General features: G+C 40.5%; 13 protein-coding genes. 5 read left to right on the top strand and 8 right to left on the bottom strand.

The window, feature by feature from the left end:
- Positions 1-135: 135 nt before the first annotated feature.
- On the bottom strand, positions 136-549 hold the full coding sequence (locus ACSHXM_RS01160; protein WP_435686883.1) for a DUF4177 domain-containing protein: 414 nt from the start codon (positions 547-549) through the stop codon (positions 136-138).
- A 292-nt stretch (positions 550-841) separates the two neighbouring features.
- On the opposite strand from ACSHXM_RS01160, the gene ACSHXM_RS01155 reads away from it, so the two are divergent.
- Entirely contained in the window at positions 842-1,177 is a 336-nt protein-coding gene (locus tag ACSHXM_RS01155; RefSeq protein ID WP_435686882.1) for a zinc ribbon domain-containing protein YjdM, read from the top strand.
- An 18-nt stretch (positions 1,178-1,195) separates the two neighbouring features.
- Here the strand turns inward: ACSHXM_RS01155 and ACSHXM_RS01150 are convergent, their stop codons facing one another.
- Positions 1,196-3,346, bottom strand: a complete 2,151-nt coding sequence (locus tag ACSHXM_RS01150) for an alpha-L-rhamnosidase C-terminal domain-containing protein (RefSeq protein ID WP_435686881.1) — start codon at positions 3,344-3,346, stop codon at positions 1,196-1,198.
- A gap of 106 nt (positions 3,347-3,452) precedes the next feature.
- A complete protein-coding gene (locus ACSHXM_RS01145; RefSeq protein ID WP_435686880.1) occupies positions 3,453-4,901 on the bottom strand; it encodes a BNR-4 repeat-containing protein in 1,449 nt (482 codons plus the stop codon).
- A 416-nt stretch (positions 4,902-5,317) separates the two neighbouring features.
- Here ACSHXM_RS01145 and ACSHXM_RS01140 point away from each other — a divergent pair, with 416 nt between their 5' ends.
- Positions 5,318-7,375: a TonB-dependent receptor gene (locus tag ACSHXM_RS01140; RefSeq protein WP_435686879.1), complete on the top strand. Its 2,058-nt coding sequence runs from the start codon at positions 5,318-5,320 to the stop codon at positions 7,373-7,375.
- 46 nt (positions 7,376-7,421) lie between these two features.
- Here the strand turns inward: ACSHXM_RS01140 and ACSHXM_RS01135 are convergent, their stop codons facing one another.
- The 4 genes from ACSHXM_RS01135 to ACSHXM_RS01120 all read right to left on the bottom strand — a co-directional run bounded on the left by ACSHXM_RS01135 (position 7,422) and on the right by ACSHXM_RS01120 (position 17,221).
- Positions 7,422-10,598 carry an efflux RND transporter permease subunit gene (locus tag ACSHXM_RS01135; protein WP_435686878.1) on the bottom strand — a complete coding sequence of 1,059 codons (3,177 nt, stop codon included), beginning with the start codon at positions 10,596-10,598 and terminating at the stop codon, positions 7,422-7,424.
- Positions 10,598-11,977: an efflux RND transporter periplasmic adaptor subunit gene (locus tag ACSHXM_RS01130; protein ID WP_435686877.1), complete on the bottom strand. Its 1,380-nt coding sequence runs from the start codon at positions 11,975-11,977 to the stop codon at positions 10,598-10,600. The genes ACSHXM_RS01135 and ACSHXM_RS01130 overlap by 1 nt, the downstream gene beginning before the upstream one ends.
- A 5-nt stretch (positions 11,978-11,982) precedes the next feature.
- Positions 11,983-13,434, bottom strand: coding sequence for a TolC family protein (locus ACSHXM_RS01125; protein ID WP_435686876.1), 1,452 nt, complete (start codon positions 13,432-13,434; stop codon positions 11,983-11,985).
- A 370-nt stretch (positions 13,435-13,804) separates the two neighbouring features.
- Positions 13,805-17,221: a glycosyl hydrolase gene (locus ACSHXM_RS01120; protein ID WP_435686875.1), complete on the bottom strand. Its 3,417-nt coding sequence runs from the start codon at positions 17,219-17,221 to the stop codon at positions 13,805-13,807.
- 317 nt (positions 17,222-17,538) lie between these two features.
- Between ACSHXM_RS01120 and ACSHXM_RS01115 the strand changes: the two genes are divergently transcribed.
- On the top strand, positions 17,539-17,874 hold the full coding sequence (locus ACSHXM_RS01115) for a helix-turn-helix transcriptional regulator (protein WP_435686874.1): 336 nt from the start codon (positions 17,539-17,541) through the stop codon (positions 17,872-17,874).
- On the top strand, positions 17,868-19,184 hold the full coding sequence (locus tag ACSHXM_RS01110) for a type II toxin-antitoxin system HipA family toxin (protein ID WP_435686872.1): 1,317 nt from the start codon (positions 17,868-17,870) through the stop codon (positions 19,182-19,184). Before ACSHXM_RS01115 ends, ACSHXM_RS01110 begins: the two co-directional genes overlap by 7 nt.
- Here ACSHXM_RS01110 and ACSHXM_RS01105 read toward each other — a convergent pair.
- Positions 19,181-19,645 carry a GNAT family N-acetyltransferase gene (locus tag ACSHXM_RS01105; protein WP_435686871.1) on the bottom strand — a complete coding sequence of 155 codons (465 nt, stop codon included), beginning with the start codon at positions 19,643-19,645 and terminating at the stop codon, positions 19,181-19,183. The genes ACSHXM_RS01110 and ACSHXM_RS01105 overlap by 4 nt on opposite strands.
- A gap of 289 nt (positions 19,646-19,934) precedes the next feature.
- On the opposite strand from ACSHXM_RS01105, the gene ACSHXM_RS01100 reads away from it, so the two are divergent.
- Positions 19,935-20,642 carry a metallophosphoesterase gene (locus tag ACSHXM_RS01100; protein WP_435686870.1) on the top strand — a complete coding sequence of 236 codons (708 nt, stop codon included), beginning with the start codon at positions 19,935-19,937 and terminating at the stop codon, positions 20,640-20,642.
- The last annotated feature ends 20 nt before the right edge of the window (positions 20,643-20,662 follow it).

Here is a 20,662-nt window from a genome sequence, read left to right as displayed (position 1 = left end):
TTAAGTTATTTGGTCCGCTTTGGGCGTTCAGCCGAAGTTATAATAAAATAATGCGTAATGGCCGCTCATGGCACTTTTCTGACTATCATTTTTGATAGCCTTCTATCATTCCCGTGTGACAAATTACCTGTAGGGTTATTCAGCTTCCGGCAACATTTCTCGTTCTAAGATAGCAATCATTTTTTCTGACTGCCCCATATTTGAAGAGGCTGGAATTACCATTTGTTTTAAGCGCCAACCTTTCTTCCCTTCTACATTTAGCGCTTCATCTATATCTGGGGTGCCTTGTTTAAAAATACCAAACTTAAACGGTAGTTCTAGTGTTTTATATTCGTATTTCTTCATTGTGAGCTGTTCCTTGTAATCTAGATCTCGAACATCAATTTCAAATGCCGATGCCAAGGCTTTTATTGATTGTAAAGAAGCGGTCGATTCCGACTCGATCCTCTGAATCGTTCTTAGATTTAAGCCTGTGGCTATGCCCAACTCTTCTTGCGACCAAGAGTTTTCCTTTCTCAAATTATGAATGAGTTCAGCATTAACTTTCATGATGTTCTTTGACCATTTGTTGATAGACAGCTTATTATTGCTGAAAAATACAAGAAACCTTTACGAATAATGTACGTTACTGACACGACGATATTACGCAAGTTATACGACAGTTGTACAATTTTTGTAATATCTAATCGCCGCTAAGTGAAGTTTGATTAAATACACATATTTAGACCGTAAAAGCAAATGATAATCGAGGTTCTAGTCAACCTTGAAAAGTCTAAATAAAGACTCCACCTTGTTTGCGATTAAACAATAAACCTATCATTCAATATTTAAGTGAGTAATTATGACCACGCCCCCTTGCCCGAATTGTCATTCAGAATTTGTTTACCAAGATCGTGCGCTTTTAATATGTCCAGAATGTGCCCATGAATGGGATCCTGTAGAAGTTGAATCTGAATTAGCAATATCTGTAAAAGATGCCAATGGCACCCTGTTAAACCAAGGGGATAAAGTTATCTTTATTAAAGACTTAAAAGTAAAAGGAAGCTCTCAGGTACTTAAAATCGGTACTAAAGCTGTGATTAAACAAATTGCTGACAGTAAAGACCATCAGCTGGACTGTAAACTCGACTCTGGTGGTGACATGGTTGTCACGGCAAAATATGTCAAAAAAGCCTAATTTACTTACTTAGGTTAGTTAATGACTGCGGTACAAAACCTCTATTGCATATTCGCCAGCATTAAATACATCTTCTGCTAACAAGCCACTAACTTCGTCAAAATCAACAACAACGCCGTTGATATGCACCGATTTCACCGACTTGTTTTTAGCAAATGGTAAACTGACATTGGCTACAACATTATTTGGGATCGTTAAATGTAAAGACACTGACTTACCAACAACCTGAGTAGCTTTGACTTCAACAGAGCCTTTAATAGTAGGCACTTTACCGGCCACTTGAGTTAAGTCAGACAACTGCGGTGCGATACTTAATTGATCAAAACCTGGCGTGATTGGCGTGACACCTAAAATATAACGACCGACTACATTACCGGGTACAGAGCCCCAAGCATGGTTCCAATCTTGATTCGGCTTAAACTCGTCGTCCCACGCCTCTAAGCTAATAGTTGAACCTACTCGGATCATGTTGTACCAACTGCGCTTTTGTTTAGAGGTTAACAAAGAAAAAGCATAATCTGCCTGATCATTGTTATACAAAGCCTCCATCAAATACTGTGCAAAATACACACTCACAGCCATATTTTTAGATTTGATAAACGCTATTACCTTGGCTTTATTTGCTTCCGGTACTAAACCCACTGCAAGGGGTAAGATATTGGCATGCGCTGCACTGTGACTAGAGTCTACTCCATCGATATATAACCCTGTCTCTTGATTTAAAAAGGTTTTATTGAACACTGCATATAAATCCGCAGCCCGCTGCTCGAATTTAGCAGCATCAGCCGTTTCATCTATCGCTTTTGCCATTTGAGCCATTTGCTTCAGATTTAAGTAGTAAAAAGCGTTGATAACAGTATTGATGTTTTTCAATTCATATCCATCACGTTCAACAGGTGGCCAATCAACAATATCTTTCATGGTTTGATGGGTACCATTTGGGCGACTTGATAATAATCCTTGTTCATTAGTCAAAAAGCTCAGTAATTTTTGCTCTTTTAAAATTGGGTAATTATTCTTTAATGACTCTGTGTCACCTGTGTACATCCAATCGGTCCAAGCCATAATAATTGAGTGTTGTTTCCACTCAGTTGGCCAAGTTGGATGTTCAACCAAATATTCATGAGAATATCGGGCCAAGGAATATTCGTCATCAACTAAATAGTGCGACAACTGGTTAATATAACCATCGGCTTCATAAGGAATTCGCTCTCTGTCACCGTCTACATAAATTCCAGCAAAACTGGTTGCCTTCATACTGTATTTAGATAAATCCCAAATGGCATTAAGTGTGTCATCACTTGACGTAAAAGAAGAGGCATAAGGGTCAAAGGGATAATGCAAAGCGATTTGTTTGGCCTGAATGTCGGAAATATTCACATCTTCAGCTTCAATCTCTACAAACCTAAATGGTGTGATACGGCCATATTTACCGGGTATGGCAATAGCCTTTTCTGCTTTAGTATTGCGCTTATCACGAGGCGGGTGAACGGCATAAACATCAAACTTTTCATGTACGGTTAAGGGTACCGAATAAAAGCGTACGCTCGATCTTTTTCCAAACTCAGACAAAGCGCCGTCTTCTGTCCCTCGTTCAGCTAAATGAACTGTAACTTGTCCATCTTTATCGCTGATAAAACCTAGTTCAAGATAACCAAAAGCCACTTTACCAAAATCAATTAAATATCGACCATTAGGTAACTGTTTAATATATTGAGGAGCAATATCACTGGTCACTATGTCATGTTGACTAGCAGAATTATCTAATCTTTCACTGGTGGTAAAGAATTGAGGTCGAGACCAAACACTTTCTATGGTTTTACGTGTATCAGACTTCAACCAAACCTTAACTCGCCATTTATAGGTGTGATTAGGTAATAGTTTATCGCCAGCATAAGAGACGGCGTTTGATTTCCTTGATAACTGTTTAGCTGAATCCCAGATAACGTCTTCAAACCCACTACTTTCAACTTGCAAAACTTGAATCTGATAAGCCGTTTGTTGAGCATAATGTTTATCGCCAATAATAACCCAAGACAATTCTGGCTGACTGTCATTTACATTATGAACCCAATTACCTTTTAATAATTCAACCCTTAAACTATCGGGCTGAAAATAATAAGGAGATGAGCTGGCCGGTAACTGCTGACAAGCTAACAAAGTCAACATTAACGTTCCAAACATTACGATAACAGACAGGTTATTCTTTACATTTTTAAGGGTTAACATTGACCGACCTTTTTTCACAACAAAAATTAATTCAAATCAAACTATCTTATTTAAGCACCTTAGCTTCTGACTTCAAACGTTTAACAGGACCGTTTTCGCCAACAAGATAAATTTTTCGCCAATTAGTGCCTTTTTGTTTCTCTGCCACAATAATTTGTGCGTCAGGGTGTGCATTCTCAATAATGGAGGTTAATGCCCAATTAGCATTTTTCCTACGTAACAACTCTTTACCTTTGTTAAAGGTTTTCCCACCATCTTTACTATCCCAAAACGCGATGACGCCATCACTTTTATCGCTGTAGCCTAAAGCGAAGGAAACTTCATTTTCTGACTTAATGACAAAATCGCCTCGTGAATCGGTATTGTCAGTACGAGTTTGCGTGTTTACTGGCTGCCCACCTACCCATTCGTTACCCGTCCACTTATAATAAACGGTTTGTTTAGGGCCACCTGTTTTCTGGCCTAAATCTTTGCCCGAATTAATAGCAATGTGTGGATACCCTTTGGCATCTACATGTGATGAACCATTGAATGTCCAATAATCCCCCGTCTTGGCGGCTAGTGTTTTTTGATTTGCAATTTCGCGGGTAACAGGAAGATCGACTGTTTCATTTTCAACATTACGCCAAGTATTATTAGCTGTATCAAATACCATGTAATAAAGATCATGACGTTCAGTGGTATGCCCTCGCCCATTGACTCCAGCACCACCGTTCCAACACACATGATAATCATAAGACACAATAATATCGTCACCTTGGCCTTTACCTACCCAAGCGTACCAGCTGTCATTCGCTAAGATATCGGTACGCTTTTTATGTTTTAAGAAAGACACAGGTTGACTAAAAGTACGTCCGTGATCGGTGGATTTTTGATAAACCCAATCACTGCGGTGAGCACCGTGACGGTAAAATAAATAAATATCTCCATTATCCATTTTTACGGCTTGGTTATAGGTGCCAAAAACAGGGATAGTGTCGAGTTCTTCCCAGCTACTGATGTCATAAGGCTTTTTAGATACAACATGAATATTACGACCATAATGAGTATTACCTAGCAGGTTTTTCCCATGTTTAGGCATACCACCGTGCCCACCAAAAAACACGTGAATATAACCTAAATCATCTATCAAGATTGTAGGTTTACCATGATTGTCAATTTTACTACGACTTGGATCTTTGCCCATATCACTCACACCCGCTTTAAATGGCCCTTGCCATTCTTGGGTTGCGTGATTATAAGAAGCCACATAAGGATCCTCTAACGGCCCTTGATACGACACATAAGTGATCCCATTTACATGTACACCTGCTGGATGTTGAACCACAGCTAAAGCGTTACCTAACGCATCATCAGCAAAATAATCGACTGTTTGTGTATCAACAGAATCAATTGAAGAAGCACTCGTGCTACACCCTGAAACGAGTAAGCTAGCAGCCAGTAGAGTCGCTGAGATTAAAAATCTCCGAGAAAAATCAGTAAAAATCTTATTCATATTTCCTATCCGGTTAAACGTTCCAAAATAAACCGCTTCAAGTCTGAAACAATTTCTATCATGAAAGCGCTAAGCTCAATGTGTTAACTCAATCATCACTCACAAAAAAGAACACATCAAATCAATTTCAATCATTATAACTCACAATGTTAAAAAGTTTTATAATTTTAATCATAAAGTTGTAATAGTTTTGGCATATTTAGTGATATTGGATTTCTACTCAATAAAGTCTAGTTAACCTGATGTGATGGTTAACTAGTGATAAACTTGCACTAACTTTGCAAAAAACTTACAAAGCTTCGCTGAAAAAGTATGTTTTTGAGTACAAAAATTAGTTAAAATTAAACCGTTAATCGTAAAAAACCTTCCATTTTTACCGCTTTATAAATTCCAGCTATAGAAAATCAGGATCCACATTGAAAAAGTACACCCTATCCCTTTTATTATTGTTGTTGTCCAACAAGTTATTGGCGCACGGACTAAGTTTAGAAAACATCACAATTAAAGGCCGGCACATAAACCTAGTTGGCGACGCTGTTTCGGCCTCAGAAGGCATAGTGGGACAAGATGAAATTAACACTCGACCAATGTTAAGAGTTGGAGAAGTATTGGAATTAGTGCCGGGTATGGTCGTGACCCAACACAGCGGCAGTGGTAAAGCCAATCAATATTTTTTAAGAGGTTTTAACTTAGATCATGGCACTGATTTTTCCACATTTGTGGACGGCATGCCTATTAACATGCCAAGCCATGGGCATGGACAAGGTTATATCGACCTTAACTTTATCATTCCCGAAACCATCAAAACGATGTCGTATAGCAAAGGGGCATATTACGCAGACATAGGCGATTTTAGTGGCGCAGGTGGTGTGAAAATTAACAGCGCGACTCACATTGATGACAATTTAATTAGCGCCACTATTGGTCAAAATGGTTATAAACGTGCATTAGTGATGTCTGATTTTGAAATGGCTGGCGGTAACAGCCTGATTGCTGTTGAAGGACAAACCTATGATGGCCCATGGTCAGACATTAATGAAGACATAGGTAAAACCAATGTCATGTTTAAACACACTCAATCCTTAAAAGACGGCCATATTAGCTTAGCGTTTATGGCTTATGACAATAACTGGAATAGCGCCGATCAAATCCCCACTCGGGCAGTACAGCAAGGGCTTATTAATGAATTAGGCTCACTTGATACCAGTGTGGGTGGAGATTCAAATCGTTACAGCCTAAATATGAATTGGCAATCCGGAGCATGGACAGGTGCCGCTTATGTGATCGACTACGGTCTCCAGCTGTGGTCAAATTTCACCTATTTTTTAGACGATGCAATCAACGGAGACCAGTTTGAGCAGGTGGATAATCGACAAATATTTGGTGGCCAACTTGAATACGAAACTCACTCACGGCTAGGTGAGCAATACATGACCAATCGATTTGGCGGTGCCGTACGTTATGACAATATTCGTGAAGTGGGCTTGTACCACACTAAAGAGCGCCAACGTTTAGGTGTCACCAGAAACGACAAAATCCAGCAACAAAGCAGTAGTTTATTTTGGGAAAACACCCTGACATTAACGGATAACCTCAGGTCTGTAATCGGTGTTCGTTATGACAACCTACAATTTGATGTAGAAGATCAGGTGGGCATCAATCGTTTTGGTATCGACCTCAGCAGTAACAGCGGACAAGCTGACGACGATATCCTTTCGTTCAAAGGTAGCTTGGTTTATACCATTAGCCATGCGTGGGAAGCCTATGTTTCCGCAGGGCAAGGTTTCCATTCGAATGATGCGAGAGGCACCACAATTGTTATTGATCCCACCACAGGTGATAAAGCAGACCAAGTCGATCCTCTTGTGGATTCTTTTGGTTATGAAGCCGGTATGCGCGGTTTTATCGATAATGATGTAAACCTCTCTTTTGCTCTTTGGAGCCTAGATTTAGACAGTGAATTATTATTTGTAGGCGATGCTGGTAACACCGAAGCTTCGCGCCCTTCTCGCCGCAAAGGACTAGAGTTTGTGGCCTATTACTATTTAGCAGAGGGATTAAGTACTGATTTTGAATATGCTTACACCGAGTCTGAATTTACTGATCAATCTACTGATGGCAGAAAAATCCCCGGCGCCCTAAACCATGTATTACAGGCTGGAGTAAATTTTGATTTAAATGATGCCTGGCAGGCTAGTGTACGTTTTCGCTATTTTGGCAAACGTCCGTTAATTGAAGATGCCTCACAACAATCTGATCCTACGGATACCTGGAATCTAAAATTAGCTTATGAGCAACCCCGTTGGCGAGCGGCCTTAGACATATTGAACTTAACCAATAGCAAGGCTCACGATATTGATTACTTTTACAGTTCACGTTTAGCGAATGAACCAATTGGTTCAGCTACCAACGATATCCATTACCACCCTATCGAACCAAGAACCATACGCCTAACGTTAAGTTATCAGTATTAAGCTCCACCCAACAAAACGCGGCCACTGTTAATATGGCCGCTTAGTGTCAATACGCGTTATATGACGACCTCTGAGTTTGTCTGAATTCTTCACTGTCTTGACTAAACGCCATATAAAGTGACGGCAACATTAGCAAACAAATAAAGGTGGTAAATATGATGCCAAAGCCTAAAGATACAGCCATTGGTACCACAAATTGAGCCTGTCTTGATGTTTCAAATACCATAGGCGCTAAACCACCAAAGGTAGTTAAAGTAGTGAGAATAATCGGCCTAAAGCGCCGCTGGCATGCCAACATGATGGCTTCAAAGGCAGCAACACCTTTTTCCCTTTGTTGATTGGCATATTCCACTAATATCAAACTATCATTCACCACTATGCCGGCTAACGCCAACATGCCCATTAAACTCACCACACTCAAGCTATAACCTAATAATAAGTGGCCTAAAATAGCACCAACGGCGCCAAAAGGGATCACGGCCATGACCAACAAAGGCTGACCATAACTTCTAAATGCGATGGCTAATAAAATGTAAATCGCGGTTAAGGCAAATCCAGTGCCTAATTCCAAACTAGACACACTTTCTGCTATCTTTTCCTGATCTCCGGCAAAAACTAATTTCAGAGTAGGATAACGAGCGGCTAATTCGGGCACCAACTGTTCTTGAACGGCTTGTTGCACTGCAGGTATCGCCTCTTCATCTTGTATTTCAGCCCCTATTTTTTCAATACGTTGGCCATCACGACGAATGATACGACTGGGTGCGTACACTTTATTTATATCTGCCACACTGCCCAGTGGCGCGTAGCCGCCTCCTTTTGTACGGATCATTAAAGACTCAATATCGTTGGCCCGTTCACGCTCTTCTCTGGGTAAACGAACCAGAGTAATCACATCGTTACTGAGTCGTTGTTGTCTTTGTGCTTTAGCTCCGTATAGCGCGGCTCGCATTTGCGAAGCCAGTTCAGAAGGGTCGAGCCCTAAGGCACGTCCGTTTTCATTTAAGGTGAGCTTCCACTGAGGTTTACCTGCTTCCATAGAATTGACGGTAGCCGAAACGGTTTCAATGGACTCAAGAAAATCGGTAATGTCTTTACTCGCCGCTTTTAATATTTCGGTATCAGGATGACGAATTTGCACCGTTAAGGCGGCATCAATGGCATCACTGCTATTGCGCCTTGCGCCAGAAAAGCTCAATTTCCCTTGTTTTCTAAGCTCTTTGGATTGTTCAGACCACCACTCTTTTAGTTGGCGAGAGCTGTATTCACGCTCTTCACTCGGAACCAACAATAAACCCACTTCAACACTTTCATCCGAAATCACGCTGCGTACACTGATCACCATATCTTCAACATCATGTTCTTTGAGCATGGCTTGGGCGCTGTTTTCTAATGTTTCTCGTAAATAGATAGCCTTTTCCAAAGGATCGCTTTCGCTTATTTGGTAACTGGCTTTAACCCATCGACTGTCTGTTTTGGGATATAAACTAAAACCCATTTTCCCACTAAAAGCGTGACCTAAAACCAACACCAAAATACTCAATGAAATGGCGATCACCAAACTTGGCCACTTTAAACATTTGGCTAAAAATGGACTATAAACGTTGTAAATAAAGGCCTGTAAAAATGCACTACTACGACTTTGCAATTTATTGAAAAAGCGACTGACGACATTTGGGTGGCTGTCATCAATACGGGCTAAATGAGAGGGCATGATAAACAATGCTTCCACCCAAGAAATAACAAAACACAGCACCACCACTATGGGGATGGCCCCAAATAATAGCTTCATCTGACCGGGTAACAATAACAAAGGTAAAAAAGCCACAATATTGGTTAATATGGCAAAAGTTAATGGCTTGGCAACTTCTTTAGCCCCTTGAATAGCGGCATCAAAATAAGACATGCCTTCTTGCATATGAGCGTAGACATTCTCTCCAGCAATAATGGCATCGTCCACCACTATTCCCAGCGCAATGATAAAGCCAAACATAGACACCATGTTGATAGAAACATCATAAATGGGTAAAAATAGAATAGCCCCTAAAAACGAACTGGGTATGCCTACCACAACCCAAAATGCTAACTTAAACCTTAAAAATAAACTCATCACTACAAACACTAATAACAATCCAATAAAGGCGTTATTCAGTAATAAAGACAAGCGTTTTTGATAACTTTTAGCATCATCATCCACAACTGCCAATCCTGCATTGGGCGGTAACATTCCTTCTAGACTTGGCCACATTTCTTCTAAAGCATCAGCAATATCACTCGGGCTTTGATCACCTACCCGATAGACCTTAATTCGAGCAGACAATTGCCCGTCGTAAGTGACTAATCTGCGTTCGTCTGCAAAGCCTTCTGTTACCTCAGCAATATCACCTAGTAACAACTGTACGCCTTCTTCATTATTAATCAGTGGTGTTTTGGCTAACTCGTTAGCCCAATAAGCACGTTCATCGATTGATACTAAAATGTCCCCTTCTGCTGACTTAATTTTTCCGGCAGACCGTTCCAGCACACTGCGCTTTATTATCGAAGAAACCTGATTCAAACTTAAATCGTAATTTTGTAAGGTGCGCTGAGGGATCTCCACATGGATTTGCTCGGCAGGTAACCCCTGAATATCAACTTGAGATATATAGGGTGATTGCAACATTCGTCCGCGAATTTGCTCGGCTAATCGTTTGATACTGGCTTTTTCCATCTCGCCATGCAGCACAATTTCCATCACATCTAACACTCGGTTATCTAACCTCACGCGGGGTTTTTCGATCCCCTCTGGAAACGATGCAATACGCCCTACTTCTTGTTGAACATCTTGTAGTACTTTTTGTGCATTGGCATTGGCTTCTAGCTCTGCCGCTAACCACATATAACCCGTACCGATCCTAGCTTCTACTCGCTTAATTCCTTGTACATTGCTAACCGTGTCTTCTACTGGTGCAGCGATGCTGGCTTCAATCTCACTAGGTGCAGCGCCATCATATCGGATCAAAACAGATACACGGTCCAACGAGGCATCTGGCATGTATTCTTTTCTGATCACCAGCGACATCACTAAGCCACCAACCAGTAAAGCAAACATCAACAAATGAGGAGCAATACCGTGATGAATCATCCAGCTGATGGGGTTAAACGATTCACTTTTATCTTGGTTAGTATGATTAGCCTGGTTTGTTTGGGTAGCTTGGCTAAGGTGTTTAGGTTCCGTAGACATTAGTGTTTACCTACTGAGTCAGAGGCTGCTTTTGCATCTGCATTCTCTTGTTCAGCCCCGCCTTGTTCTACTATCCCTTGTTGCTCTATTCCTTGAAGCAATAACCGTTGTTGTTTACGTTCTTCCCGCTGCTGTTTTGTTAACTTAGCTAAATTGCCTTTTTTATCATTGTGTTGGTTAGGCTTTTTGTGCGGAAAGTCTTTTTTAATCGCGGGCGAATCGAGTAATTTAATCCTTACCGGCATGCCAACAGATGCCACAGGTATCTTTTCAGCAACGGCATAATCACTTGATTCAAACGCACCATCTACATAAATATAGTCTCTGCCTTTAAATCGAATATCCACATAACGTTTTTGTAAGGTGCGGTTTTTATCCACCACCCATATTGATCCATCTTGCTGTAACCAACTACTACGTATCGTCCACACATCCTCGATGGGTTTGGCGGTTAAAGACACGTTCAAAAAATCATTGATATAAACAGGAGGACTATCAGACGTATTCAAACTTTGCGGGTCATCGATTAATAACAGTAATCGCGCCTGCCTATCTCGTTTATCGAGCTCTGGCAGCACAGAAAATATCTTAGCCTGCCTCGTCACGCCTTTTCCCCAAAGGTTTTCTTGGCTTAACGTAACCGGATCATCAAAATTTAATAAGGATAGAAATGACCGAGGAATTTTTACTTCCAGCAAAAACTGTTCAACGTTCACAATTTTAAAAAGCTGTGTATTGGTACTGACTTTACTCCCTACCCCAACCCCCTTATCAATTATTTGACCATTAAACGGCATGTATACCTTAGTGCGCTCTAAGGCTACTTGTGCTTTTTTTACGTTTAGACGAGCAATTTCTAAGCGGGCTTTTACCGACTGAAATTGGGGTTCGCGCAATACCAAAGACATTTCCAATGTCTCTTTTTCTTCATCATTGATGTAGCTAATCTCTTCTTTCGCTAACTGCCGCTCGCCTAACTCCAGTTTATAATTGGATTCGGCTTGAGTGAGCTGGGCCTGTTGGCTTTGTAGGCTAATTTGTAAGTCCGTTTGTTCTAAACTAAGCAAGGTGTGACCCTTTTCTAGCACCGCGCCTGGCATTGCATTAGTGGCAATGTTTTCAACAACACCACTAACTTGTGCACTCACGTTGATCATTTCCGAAGGCATGACAATCCCAGTGGTAAACCACAACGGGTCAACAGTCGATTGATTCAAAGGCAACACTTTCACAATACGTACTTTTTGTACGGACTCTCTTTCCAATTTTTTTCGTTTCACCTTAGAAGACGTAAGTAATTGATACCCCACAACTAAAGCGACAATAATTAGCAACCAAGGTAGCCATGTTTTAAAATGTTTTTTGTTATTTAAGGTCATAGGGGTTACTTAATATCTTCGACAACGGAATGCGAGGTTAATAATAAATGATGCTGTAAGTCAGGAGATTGTGAAAAATTGCTGTGACTTATCTCTCGGTATAATTTGATCCTATTGGCCAACAAGGAACGTTTAGCGTTCACTTGTTGTCGTTCTAAATTCAAACTAGTTTCTTGGGCTCTAAGTAAGGCTAAATAGGTCGCTTTACCATTGCGATATTTAAGTGACACCACCCTAACCGTTTTTTGAGCCAGTTCTAATTGTATTTGTAGCTGCTCGGCCACTCTGAATAATTGCCCTTCGTTTATTAAGGCAGTTTGTACATCTAAGATGGCGTCTAACCATTTTTGTTGATAATCCGCAAAGCTGGCTTCTAATTGTAAAAGACGCTGTTGACGTTTGGCTTCTATAGCCCCACCGTTAAAAATAGGCGCAGTTAAGCCAACAATAAAGTTTTTAGCCCAGTCATCAAATAGCGCTACAGTATTGGTTTTAGAGGACTTAATATCAGCGCGTAAGGTTAAGCGAGGAAATTTTTCTGCGGCAGCCGCAGCTGCTAACTTGTCAGCGGCTTGCAGTTTTGCATAAGCTTGTTGTAAATCAGGCCTAACTTGTAATTGGCTTAATGTGATCTCTGGCACAGGATCTAAGGCTAACGACAAACTCACCTCTTGTTCAGGCGTGGATTGCAACAAAGTGAATACGGTATTCATATCGCCCCCCAACCAACTAATTAACTGTTGCTCTAAGACTAATAATTGGGACTGATTGTTGACTTGCTGAGACTTAATTGACTCCAATAGTCGCTGTTGTTGCCATACACTGGTGACAGAGTTTTTCCCCATGGCAAAACGTCTTTGAATAACTTCTAATGCGGTTTTTGTTCTGGCAAACTGTGAAGCATAAAGTAACTTTTTCTCTCGCTCTGCCTGCCAATTGAGCCAAATATTGGCCACTGTACCGGCCACTGTATTCAAGCGCATTTTGTATATGGCTTGTTGACTCACTAGATCCCATTGGGCCTTTTCTTGCAAACTTTCCAGTTTGCCCCATAAATCAACTTCCCAAGAGGATGACAAACCTATGTTGCCGGAGCGTATTTCATTGATTTGTTCTGCATCGGCTGTGGCACCAGCAGACATATTGACACTAGGGTAATCACTTGCATTTTGTTGCACTAAGGCTAGTTCAGAGGCTTTGGTTAATGCCAGTTGAGACTTAAGGCTAAAGTTATGTTGTAACGCATGTTCAATCAGTTTATTTAGTTGCTGACGTTCGAAATTTTTCCACCACATGCCGCGAATTTGGCTGGGCGCACTTTCGGCTCGCGTTAGGTCTTTTTCAGCATCACTTTTGAAAGTAGCGTTCAAAGGAGTTGCGTTAAAAGCACTGTTAAAAGAAGTGTTTGGAAGGTTTAAGTCCATTTGAGGTGTAGTGTAAATAGCACAACCACTCAAACAGAAAAATAAAACTCCCCCTAATTTTCTGTAATGTATCTTTTTATAATTCAATTTAATCATGACTTGTAGAGGGTGTTCGTGCTCAATTGGCGCTATTAAACTAAATCCAATGTAATAATCAAAGGCTCTTTACTCGTTGTTTACATTGAACTTAACGGGACGGCCTTGGCAATTTTCAACTCATAGCAATTTTCATATGTGTAAAACATGTTTGCACGTGTAAGACACATGCAAAGAAATATTAGGCCCATACCGAGTGACGTTATGTACACTAATGGCTTGTCTTAGCAAGTTTCGCTATCGTCAACGTTGTTCGTTGTTCGTTGTTCGTTGTTCGTTGTTCGTTGTTCGTTGTTCGTTAATTATGCTAAAAGTGCTGAACTTGCTTGACCACAACCTTTACTGGCCCAACTAAACCAGATGATTCTCTTGGCTCATTACCTTTCATAAATTTTTGTGTAGCAAAGGTAATACGCTCGCTCGCCGGTGGCGGTTGATTATTGATAAACCATTTGGGCATAGGAGTTATTGGATCTTGCCAACGTGCAATTTTAAAACCTGAGTTGTCAGGCAGTTTGTTGTCCGCTAACAAACGATTCACCCATAGGTTAGCCACTTCTATTTCCAATTGATTCTCCCCCGCCACCACATAGTCGGTGATGTCTAATTGATGAGGGTTTATCCAGGTTGTACCAATAAACTTGCCGTTGATTTTTACTGACGCCGCAACACTGACTTGGCCTAAATCTAAGGATAAACGTAAATCGTCTTTTAGGTGAGTGACGGGTACGACCATAGTATTTCGATATACGGCGGTTCCCGAATAATCTTGAATAGCTTGCTCAGAATGATCTTTCCAATCGACTAATTTCTCAAACGAATAGGAATTGTTTAAACCATAAAAATCGCTAAATTCAACTTGCCAAGGTCCTTCTACATTTTGTTGCTCAATGGGTGTTTGTATTTCTGTTTGGTTGGTTTGCGCATTTAATACAACTTCAACTCTTTTGGTCATGGCGAGATCGGGAGCGATAGGCTCAACATCTTTCGAATTTTGGCTAAAAACCACAAAAGCAGATTCATGTTGATTTAAAGAAATGGGTACTCGAGTGGTATTTCCATCAGATGAAAACGCTCCTAGGCGTTTAATCTCACCTGTTTTTGCATCCCATAGTTCAGGTGTTTTTCCGGTTACATTAAACTGAGCATCTAATATTCTTGGCTCGCTAGCGTTGTTGTAGACAAAGTAAATATCTAAGTCGTCCGACTGCCTGTGAGTAAAATAAAAGGCGTCTGTATCTGCGATTGACATGTCAAACAACCAGTTATTCTCCATGTATATTTTTGACCAATCAATAAGCTGTTGGTTTATATGTGTTTTGCCCACGTTTTCGCCACTATGACCATGACTGGTATCAAGCTCGATTTTAACGTTATAGGTACTAGGTAATGACCATATCTGATCAACCATTTGTTGGAATTGTTTTTGTTGCTCAGGGTCGATATATCGACCGGCCAAACGGGACACAGGCTCTCCGATAATCACTACACCCTGTTGGGATAATTGATGTATTTTTTGTAGCGACTTAAAACTTAAGGTGTGATGGTTTGTTAATACCAATACTTTATATTGACTGCCGTGGGGTAAGACTATCTTTTTGTCTTTCACTGTCAGTTTTTGCAATACATCACTGTTCAAACAGTCATAATTAATTTGTGGTGGTAATACAGATAATAAGGCATCTTTTTCAGGACAAATAGTCGGAGTGGCATCCCCTAAATACCACAATACATCGCCTACCGCATGTCCTTGCCTTAAAAGATGTTGGCCCCGTGCAATGTACTCAAACCAAGCTTTACCAGCACCAAACCACCAAGGTTGTGTGCGATCAACATGGGTGCCCCAACGATTCATAGTCATACCCGGCATGACATGTGTGTTGGATTGATGTGCAAAACGATGAAAGACATGTTGATTAACCCCTAAGGCCCAACTTTTATCATTATCGTCAATGCTAACTGCAGGATGAAACAACCAATTATTCTCAGGAAATTGCGTAAAGGCTTCGGCCGAAACTAAAGGTTTGTTGTAAATATTAGCGGCAGAACTAGAAGCAGATATTCTAAAATTGCCTCGCTTTAACCAAAACTCCCCCATGGGTAAATCAGCTTGTTTAGCTACATCTAGCTCGTTAAAGGGGCCTGTGCCGTATGGTTCTAGATAGGTTTGAATACCATCTTTATGGGCAAGTTCAGTAAAATATCCATAGTAGTTTTGGGTAATTAGTTGATTATTGAGGTCACGGGTATCCCATAACACTTCCTCTGCTACTTTTGCAGAATCGACGAACTTACCCGCAAATAGCGGCAAATAAGGCACTAAGTCATAATCAAACTCTTGTTTAAACAGCGTGTCATAATCATGCGTCCAGTTTTGAGCGCCCACTTCATAACTATCAATTTCTAAGGTATGAAGCGTATTAGGCGCAACCTCTTTCACTTTGTTAATCACGTTAGTCACATACTGGTCATAGTGCAGTTTAAATGCCTCCCGGCTAAATTTATCAACCTCTAAACCTGTGCCTTCACGAGAAGCCGGAATATTTACCGCGCCTGTACTGGTGTAACCAAAACGCATAATGGTCCATTGCCCTTCAGGTAATTGGGCTGTAAGCACACCATCAGCATTCACCTTTGAGGTTAAGTTGAGGATATTTTTCGATTGAATAACCAAGTGTTTAGGCGCATGACCAATAGTTTTAAGCGCTTGATAATCACTACGACTGGCCGAGGTGCGACCTAGGTAATTGTTGATTGTAGGTGTAGATGAAAGTTTCACCTCTTTGATATCCATACTGGAGTTGGATACTAGGCGAAAATACTTAGCGGTATAACCGGCAAAGGCTTCATCAAATGCATAGGTTGTTTTTCCGGGCCTACGTAACTTAAGATCATGCACTTTAGTAAAGGTTTTGCCATCATCAGAGGTATGTAACGAAACCTCTAAGCCTCGCCCCTCATGCAATAACATATCAACCAAACGTAATGTATAAGGTTTTTCATAAGCAAACTGCAGCCACGCTGACTGTTTGTTATAGGTATTCAACCGAGTATGATCATCCAGGTTAAGGTTAGACACCACTTTTGGCTTAAAACTGGGATCAGAAGCGGTGATCACAGGTTGACGAGTTGCATCATCAATTTCTGTGGTTAATGCTGGATAAGCAATGGTCGCCACATCTTGGTAATAATCGAGAGATGTTGGGGGCTGAGTTAATTGAATATTAACCAGACCTCCTTGAATAACCTTTTGGTTGAAGGTTAGTCGTTTCATGGAATGTTCTGGTGTAACCCATGGTCCTCCACTTGATGTCCAACCATCACAATTATGCATACCAAAACTTAACCCTAAACGTTTTGATTCTGCAGCTAAATGACCAATGAGTTCAATGTGCTCAGGAGAGTTAAATTTAATGTTTCCAATTGGGACACCTTGAGTCACGTTAAATAACAAGGTGCCACCAATTCCAACGTCAGCGATGGCTTCGAGATCTTTTGTAATCCCGGCAGCTGACATATTACCGCTCATGGCATGTAACCATGTTAACGGTTTTGATGTGTGAGGAGGCTGTTTAAAGTCAGTGACAAGATTTTGGTAATCGTAATTTTTTTGGTCATCGAGCTTTTTAAGATCGGATGTGAGCCCCGTTTCTTTGTTAGGACTACAAGCGCTAGACGACAATATAAGTGCCGCGATAAAAGTGAGAGCGTAATGTCGTTTCATGTTAATCCTCATTTTCTAATTCTGTTCGACGCGCTCATTCCATAAAAAAAAGCACTTTCACAAACCAATACACACCAAAAATAATCATATTAAATCACAATAAACCATTATGTTTCACATAATATTTACGTTTATTTCACCTTAGTTAAAAATATAAATACCAAACAATAAAACCCTTATAAGGATTATTACCTACAAAAAAACCAACAAAAACCCTATAAGGAGTGCTTACATTGACAAACAACAAAAATAGTTAATAATACTTATAAGGATAAATAAGTATAAAATCCGCACTTAAACACCTTAAAGGGTATTTTATGAAAGAATATGAAAAAACATCGAGAGCATTAGCCCTTGAGTTAGGTGACAGGTTAAAAGTAGCGAGACTCAATGCTGACTTTACCCAAAAGCAATTAGCTGAAAAGGCAGGCGTGTCACTTAAAGCGGTAGTGAATAGTGAAAACGGTAAATCAACACTTGAATCATTTGTCGCCATATTAATGGCTTTAGAACTCACTGAACAACTTAATAGCTTTTTACCCAAACAAGATATATCTCCTATTCAACTCGCTAAACTGCGAGGAAAAACCCGTAAAAGAGCCACGGGTTCTAGTCATACAGTGGACCAAAAGGATGAGTCTTACACATGGTAGAAGTCATAAACGTTATGTTTAAGCAGTACAATGTTGGCGCTGTGAGTTACGACACCTCAACTCAATTAGGAGCATTTGAATATTCACCTCAGTTTATTGATACGGGAATAGAACTGTCCCCCATCAAAATGCCATTGGCGAAAAAGATATACTCATTTCCAAATTTAGATCATGCCACATTTAAAGGGCTGCCTGGACTGATTGCAGATTCGTTACCCGATGACTTCGGTAATGCAGTCATGAATGCGTGGGTGGCAAGCCAAGGAAAGTCTCCTGCCGATATTACGCCATTACAACGTCTGCAATATACAGGAACCAGAGGCATGGGAGGATTAAGTTATTCCCCTGCTTTTAGGCGTAAAAACTTAAACGCTTCGCAGTCCATCCATATCGACTCATTGGTGAACATTGCACAAGAGATTCTAAACAACCGTCGCGACTTTTCAGTGAATTTAAACACAGATAAACAACAAGATACTGAAGCCATGATGTCGCTATTATCTGTAGGCATGAGTGCTGGCGGCGCAAGGCCCAAAGCGGTACTCGCATTTAACGATTCATTCAGTCAAGTAAGATCGGGGCAAACCGATGCTCCAGAAGGTTTTACCCAATACTTGATGAAATTTGATGGTGTAAGCGAACACAATAAAAACCAAGAAACATTTGGAGACCCTCTTGGTTACGGTGCAATGGAATACACCTACCATTTAATGGCCAAAGAATGCGGGATCACCATGATGCCTTGTCGGTTATTAAACGAAGGTAACCGTCGACACTTTTTAACTCAAAGGTTTGACCGAAAAGGCAGTGAAAAAGTGCACGTACAAACCCTCAATGGCCTAACCCACGTCAGTTATAAACAACCGGGTACCTATTCTTATGCAGAGTTATTCAATACCGCCCGACAACTTGGATTAGGCCCACAAGATGCTATGCAATTATTTAAACGAATGGTGTTTAATGTCATAGCTAGAAACCACGATGATCACGCGAAAAACTTCGCTTTTATGTTAGATAAAAACAATACATGGCAACTGACCCCTGCCTACGATTTAGCCTACAGTTACAAACCAGACAGTCATTGGGTAAGCAAACATTGGATGACCCTAAATGGCAAACAAGATCATTTTACGCGACAAGACTTTTATAGTTTCGAAGCACTTAGTCCAATATTCAATAAAAGGCGTATAAATGACACCTTAGATCACACTATAGAAGTGGTATCAAAATGGCAAACATTAGCAGCCCAACAAGAGGTTCCCACATCTCTCATCAAACAAATCAATGGCAATTTAAGGTTAAGCATTTAAGGCTTAACCGCCTTGGTGTATATGAGTTTGTTGTCACCAGCTTCGAAAAAATCTTTTACCTCTGCTTCAAGGGTAAAACCATATTTTTGATAAAAGTTTCGAGCCGCTTCAAAGTCAGGCAGCTGAGAGGTTTCAACAATCAACAAACGAGCATGACGCTCCTTAAGTTGGCTTTCCACTTCACTCACTAGGGCATTACCCACCCCGTTATCTTCATAGCTTTCTTTTACCCATAACATCAATAAATTCCAAGAGCCAGATGTCATAGGTTCGGGAGCACAATATGCAACGCCAATAGGTTCATTATCGATTGCCGTTAACCAAATTGCCTGCTCTGGATCTTTAAAATGTTCATCTAGAGTATGATTAACATGAGCTAGCCCATCCTCATCAAACTGCCCGCTCTCTTCAATAATACAAAGCAATGCTTCTCTATGTTGTTCGATTGTTTTTGTAATCATATAACTTTCCCCATAAGGTTTTGTTCACTTACGATTATCGTTCTCCTTTTCTGATGACATCATAATTGAGCTTAGTTAGCAAAAAACTAATGGCGATCCCATTACGTTATGGATGGCAATAATGGCTATGCTGTGGTCCGGGTTGATATCGATATTGAATCTTTCGGAGTGCAAAAGTTAGAAGCACAAATTTAAGGTTTGAAAAAACTAAACTAATCAAGCAGCACATTGCATTTATAATAATCATCCCCACTTTTTTGATAACGCATAACAAAGATTAAAGCCGAACATGAACTACCAATTTTTCAAGCAGAATACTAAAGGCAGAGACTTTATTTGTGCTGACGTACACGGCTATTTTAATATTCTCGAGAAACAACTAATTCAACACCAGTTTAATTATTCTACCGATCGTTTATTTAGCCTTGGCGACTTAATAGACAGAGGGCACGATTCCAAACACGTATTGGAATGGCTTGAAAAACCTTGGTTTCATGCCATTCAAGGCAATCACGAACGCATGTTAATTGATGTGGTTGATAGTCAATCAGAAGATACTCGCCTGCAATGGCAACGTTGGGGTGGCCAATGGGCAAGCGCGTTAGATGATGCATCACTACGGGTTTATTACGAGGCAATAATAAAATTACCAGCAGCAATCGAAATAGAGCTAAGTAAAGACAAACATGTCGGCCTAGTTCACGCAGAACTGCCTGATACATGCGATTGGCTTCACGTTAAAGATATGCTGTTAACTGCGCCAAAAAACATTGAAGATAACCATGCTATTAGCGGCTTATTTTGGAATAGAGCCCAACCCTTTTATGATGAATTAACAGTACAAAAAGTCCAGCCAGTGCAAAATATCCATCACGTATTTCATGGCCACACTCCGGTGCAAGAATACAAAACCATCACCAACCGCTCATTCCTAGACTTAGGCAGCTACGGTACAGGCGAAATTGGATTTATTGAGGTAAAAGAGTTTCTGAAGTAGAGCAATAGGGCCAGCCTCAT

Source organism: Paraglaciecola sp. (genome assembly GCF_051252315.1).
Taxonomy (GTDB): domain Bacteria; phylum Pseudomonadota; class Gammaproteobacteria; order Enterobacterales; family Alteromonadaceae; genus Paraglaciecola.
This window is presented reverse-complemented; position numbering and strand designations above follow the sequence as displayed.

Excerpts from the sequence above, each read along its gene's own strand:
- ACSHXM_RS01100 (WP_435686870.1), top strand. The coding sequence starts at position 19,935 with ATGAACTACCAATTTTTCAAGCAGAATACTAAAGGCAGAGACTTTATT.
- ACSHXM_RS01160 (WP_435686883.1), bottom strand. The coding sequence starts at position 549 with ATGAAAGTTAATGCTGAACTCATTCATAATTTGAGAAAGGAAAACTCT.
- ACSHXM_RS01110 (WP_435686872.1), top strand. The coding sequence starts at position 17,868 with ATGGTAGAAGTCATAAACGTTATGTTTAAGCAGTACAATGTTGGCGCT.
- ACSHXM_RS01130 (WP_435686877.1), bottom strand. The coding sequence starts at position 11,977 with ATGACCTTAAATAACAAAAAACATTTTAAAACATGGCTACCTTGGTTG.
- ACSHXM_RS01135 (WP_435686878.1), bottom strand. The coding sequence starts at position 10,598 with ATGTCTACGGAACCTAAACACCTTAGCCAAGCTACCCAAACAAACCAG.
- ACSHXM_RS01145 (WP_435686880.1), bottom strand. The coding sequence starts at position 4,901 with ATGAATAAGATTTTTACTGATTTTTCTCGGAGATTTTTAATCTCAGCG.
- ACSHXM_RS01155 (WP_435686882.1), top strand. The coding sequence starts at position 842 with ATGACCACGCCCCCTTGCCCGAATTGTCATTCAGAATTTGTTTACCAA.
- ACSHXM_RS01120 (WP_435686875.1), bottom strand. The coding sequence starts at position 17,221 with ATGAAACGACATTACGCTCTCACTTTTATCGCGGCACTTATATTGTCG.
- ACSHXM_RS01105 (WP_435686871.1), bottom strand. The coding sequence starts at position 19,645 with ATGATTACAAAAACAATCGAACAACATAGAGAAGCATTGCTTTGTATT.
- ACSHXM_RS01150 (WP_435686881.1), bottom strand. The coding sequence starts at position 3,346 with ATGTTGACTTTGTTAGCTTGTCAGCAGTTACCGGCCAGCTCATCTCCT.
- ACSHXM_RS01115 (WP_435686874.1), top strand. The coding sequence starts at position 17,539 with ATGAAAGAATATGAAAAAACATCGAGAGCATTAGCCCTTGAGTTAGGT.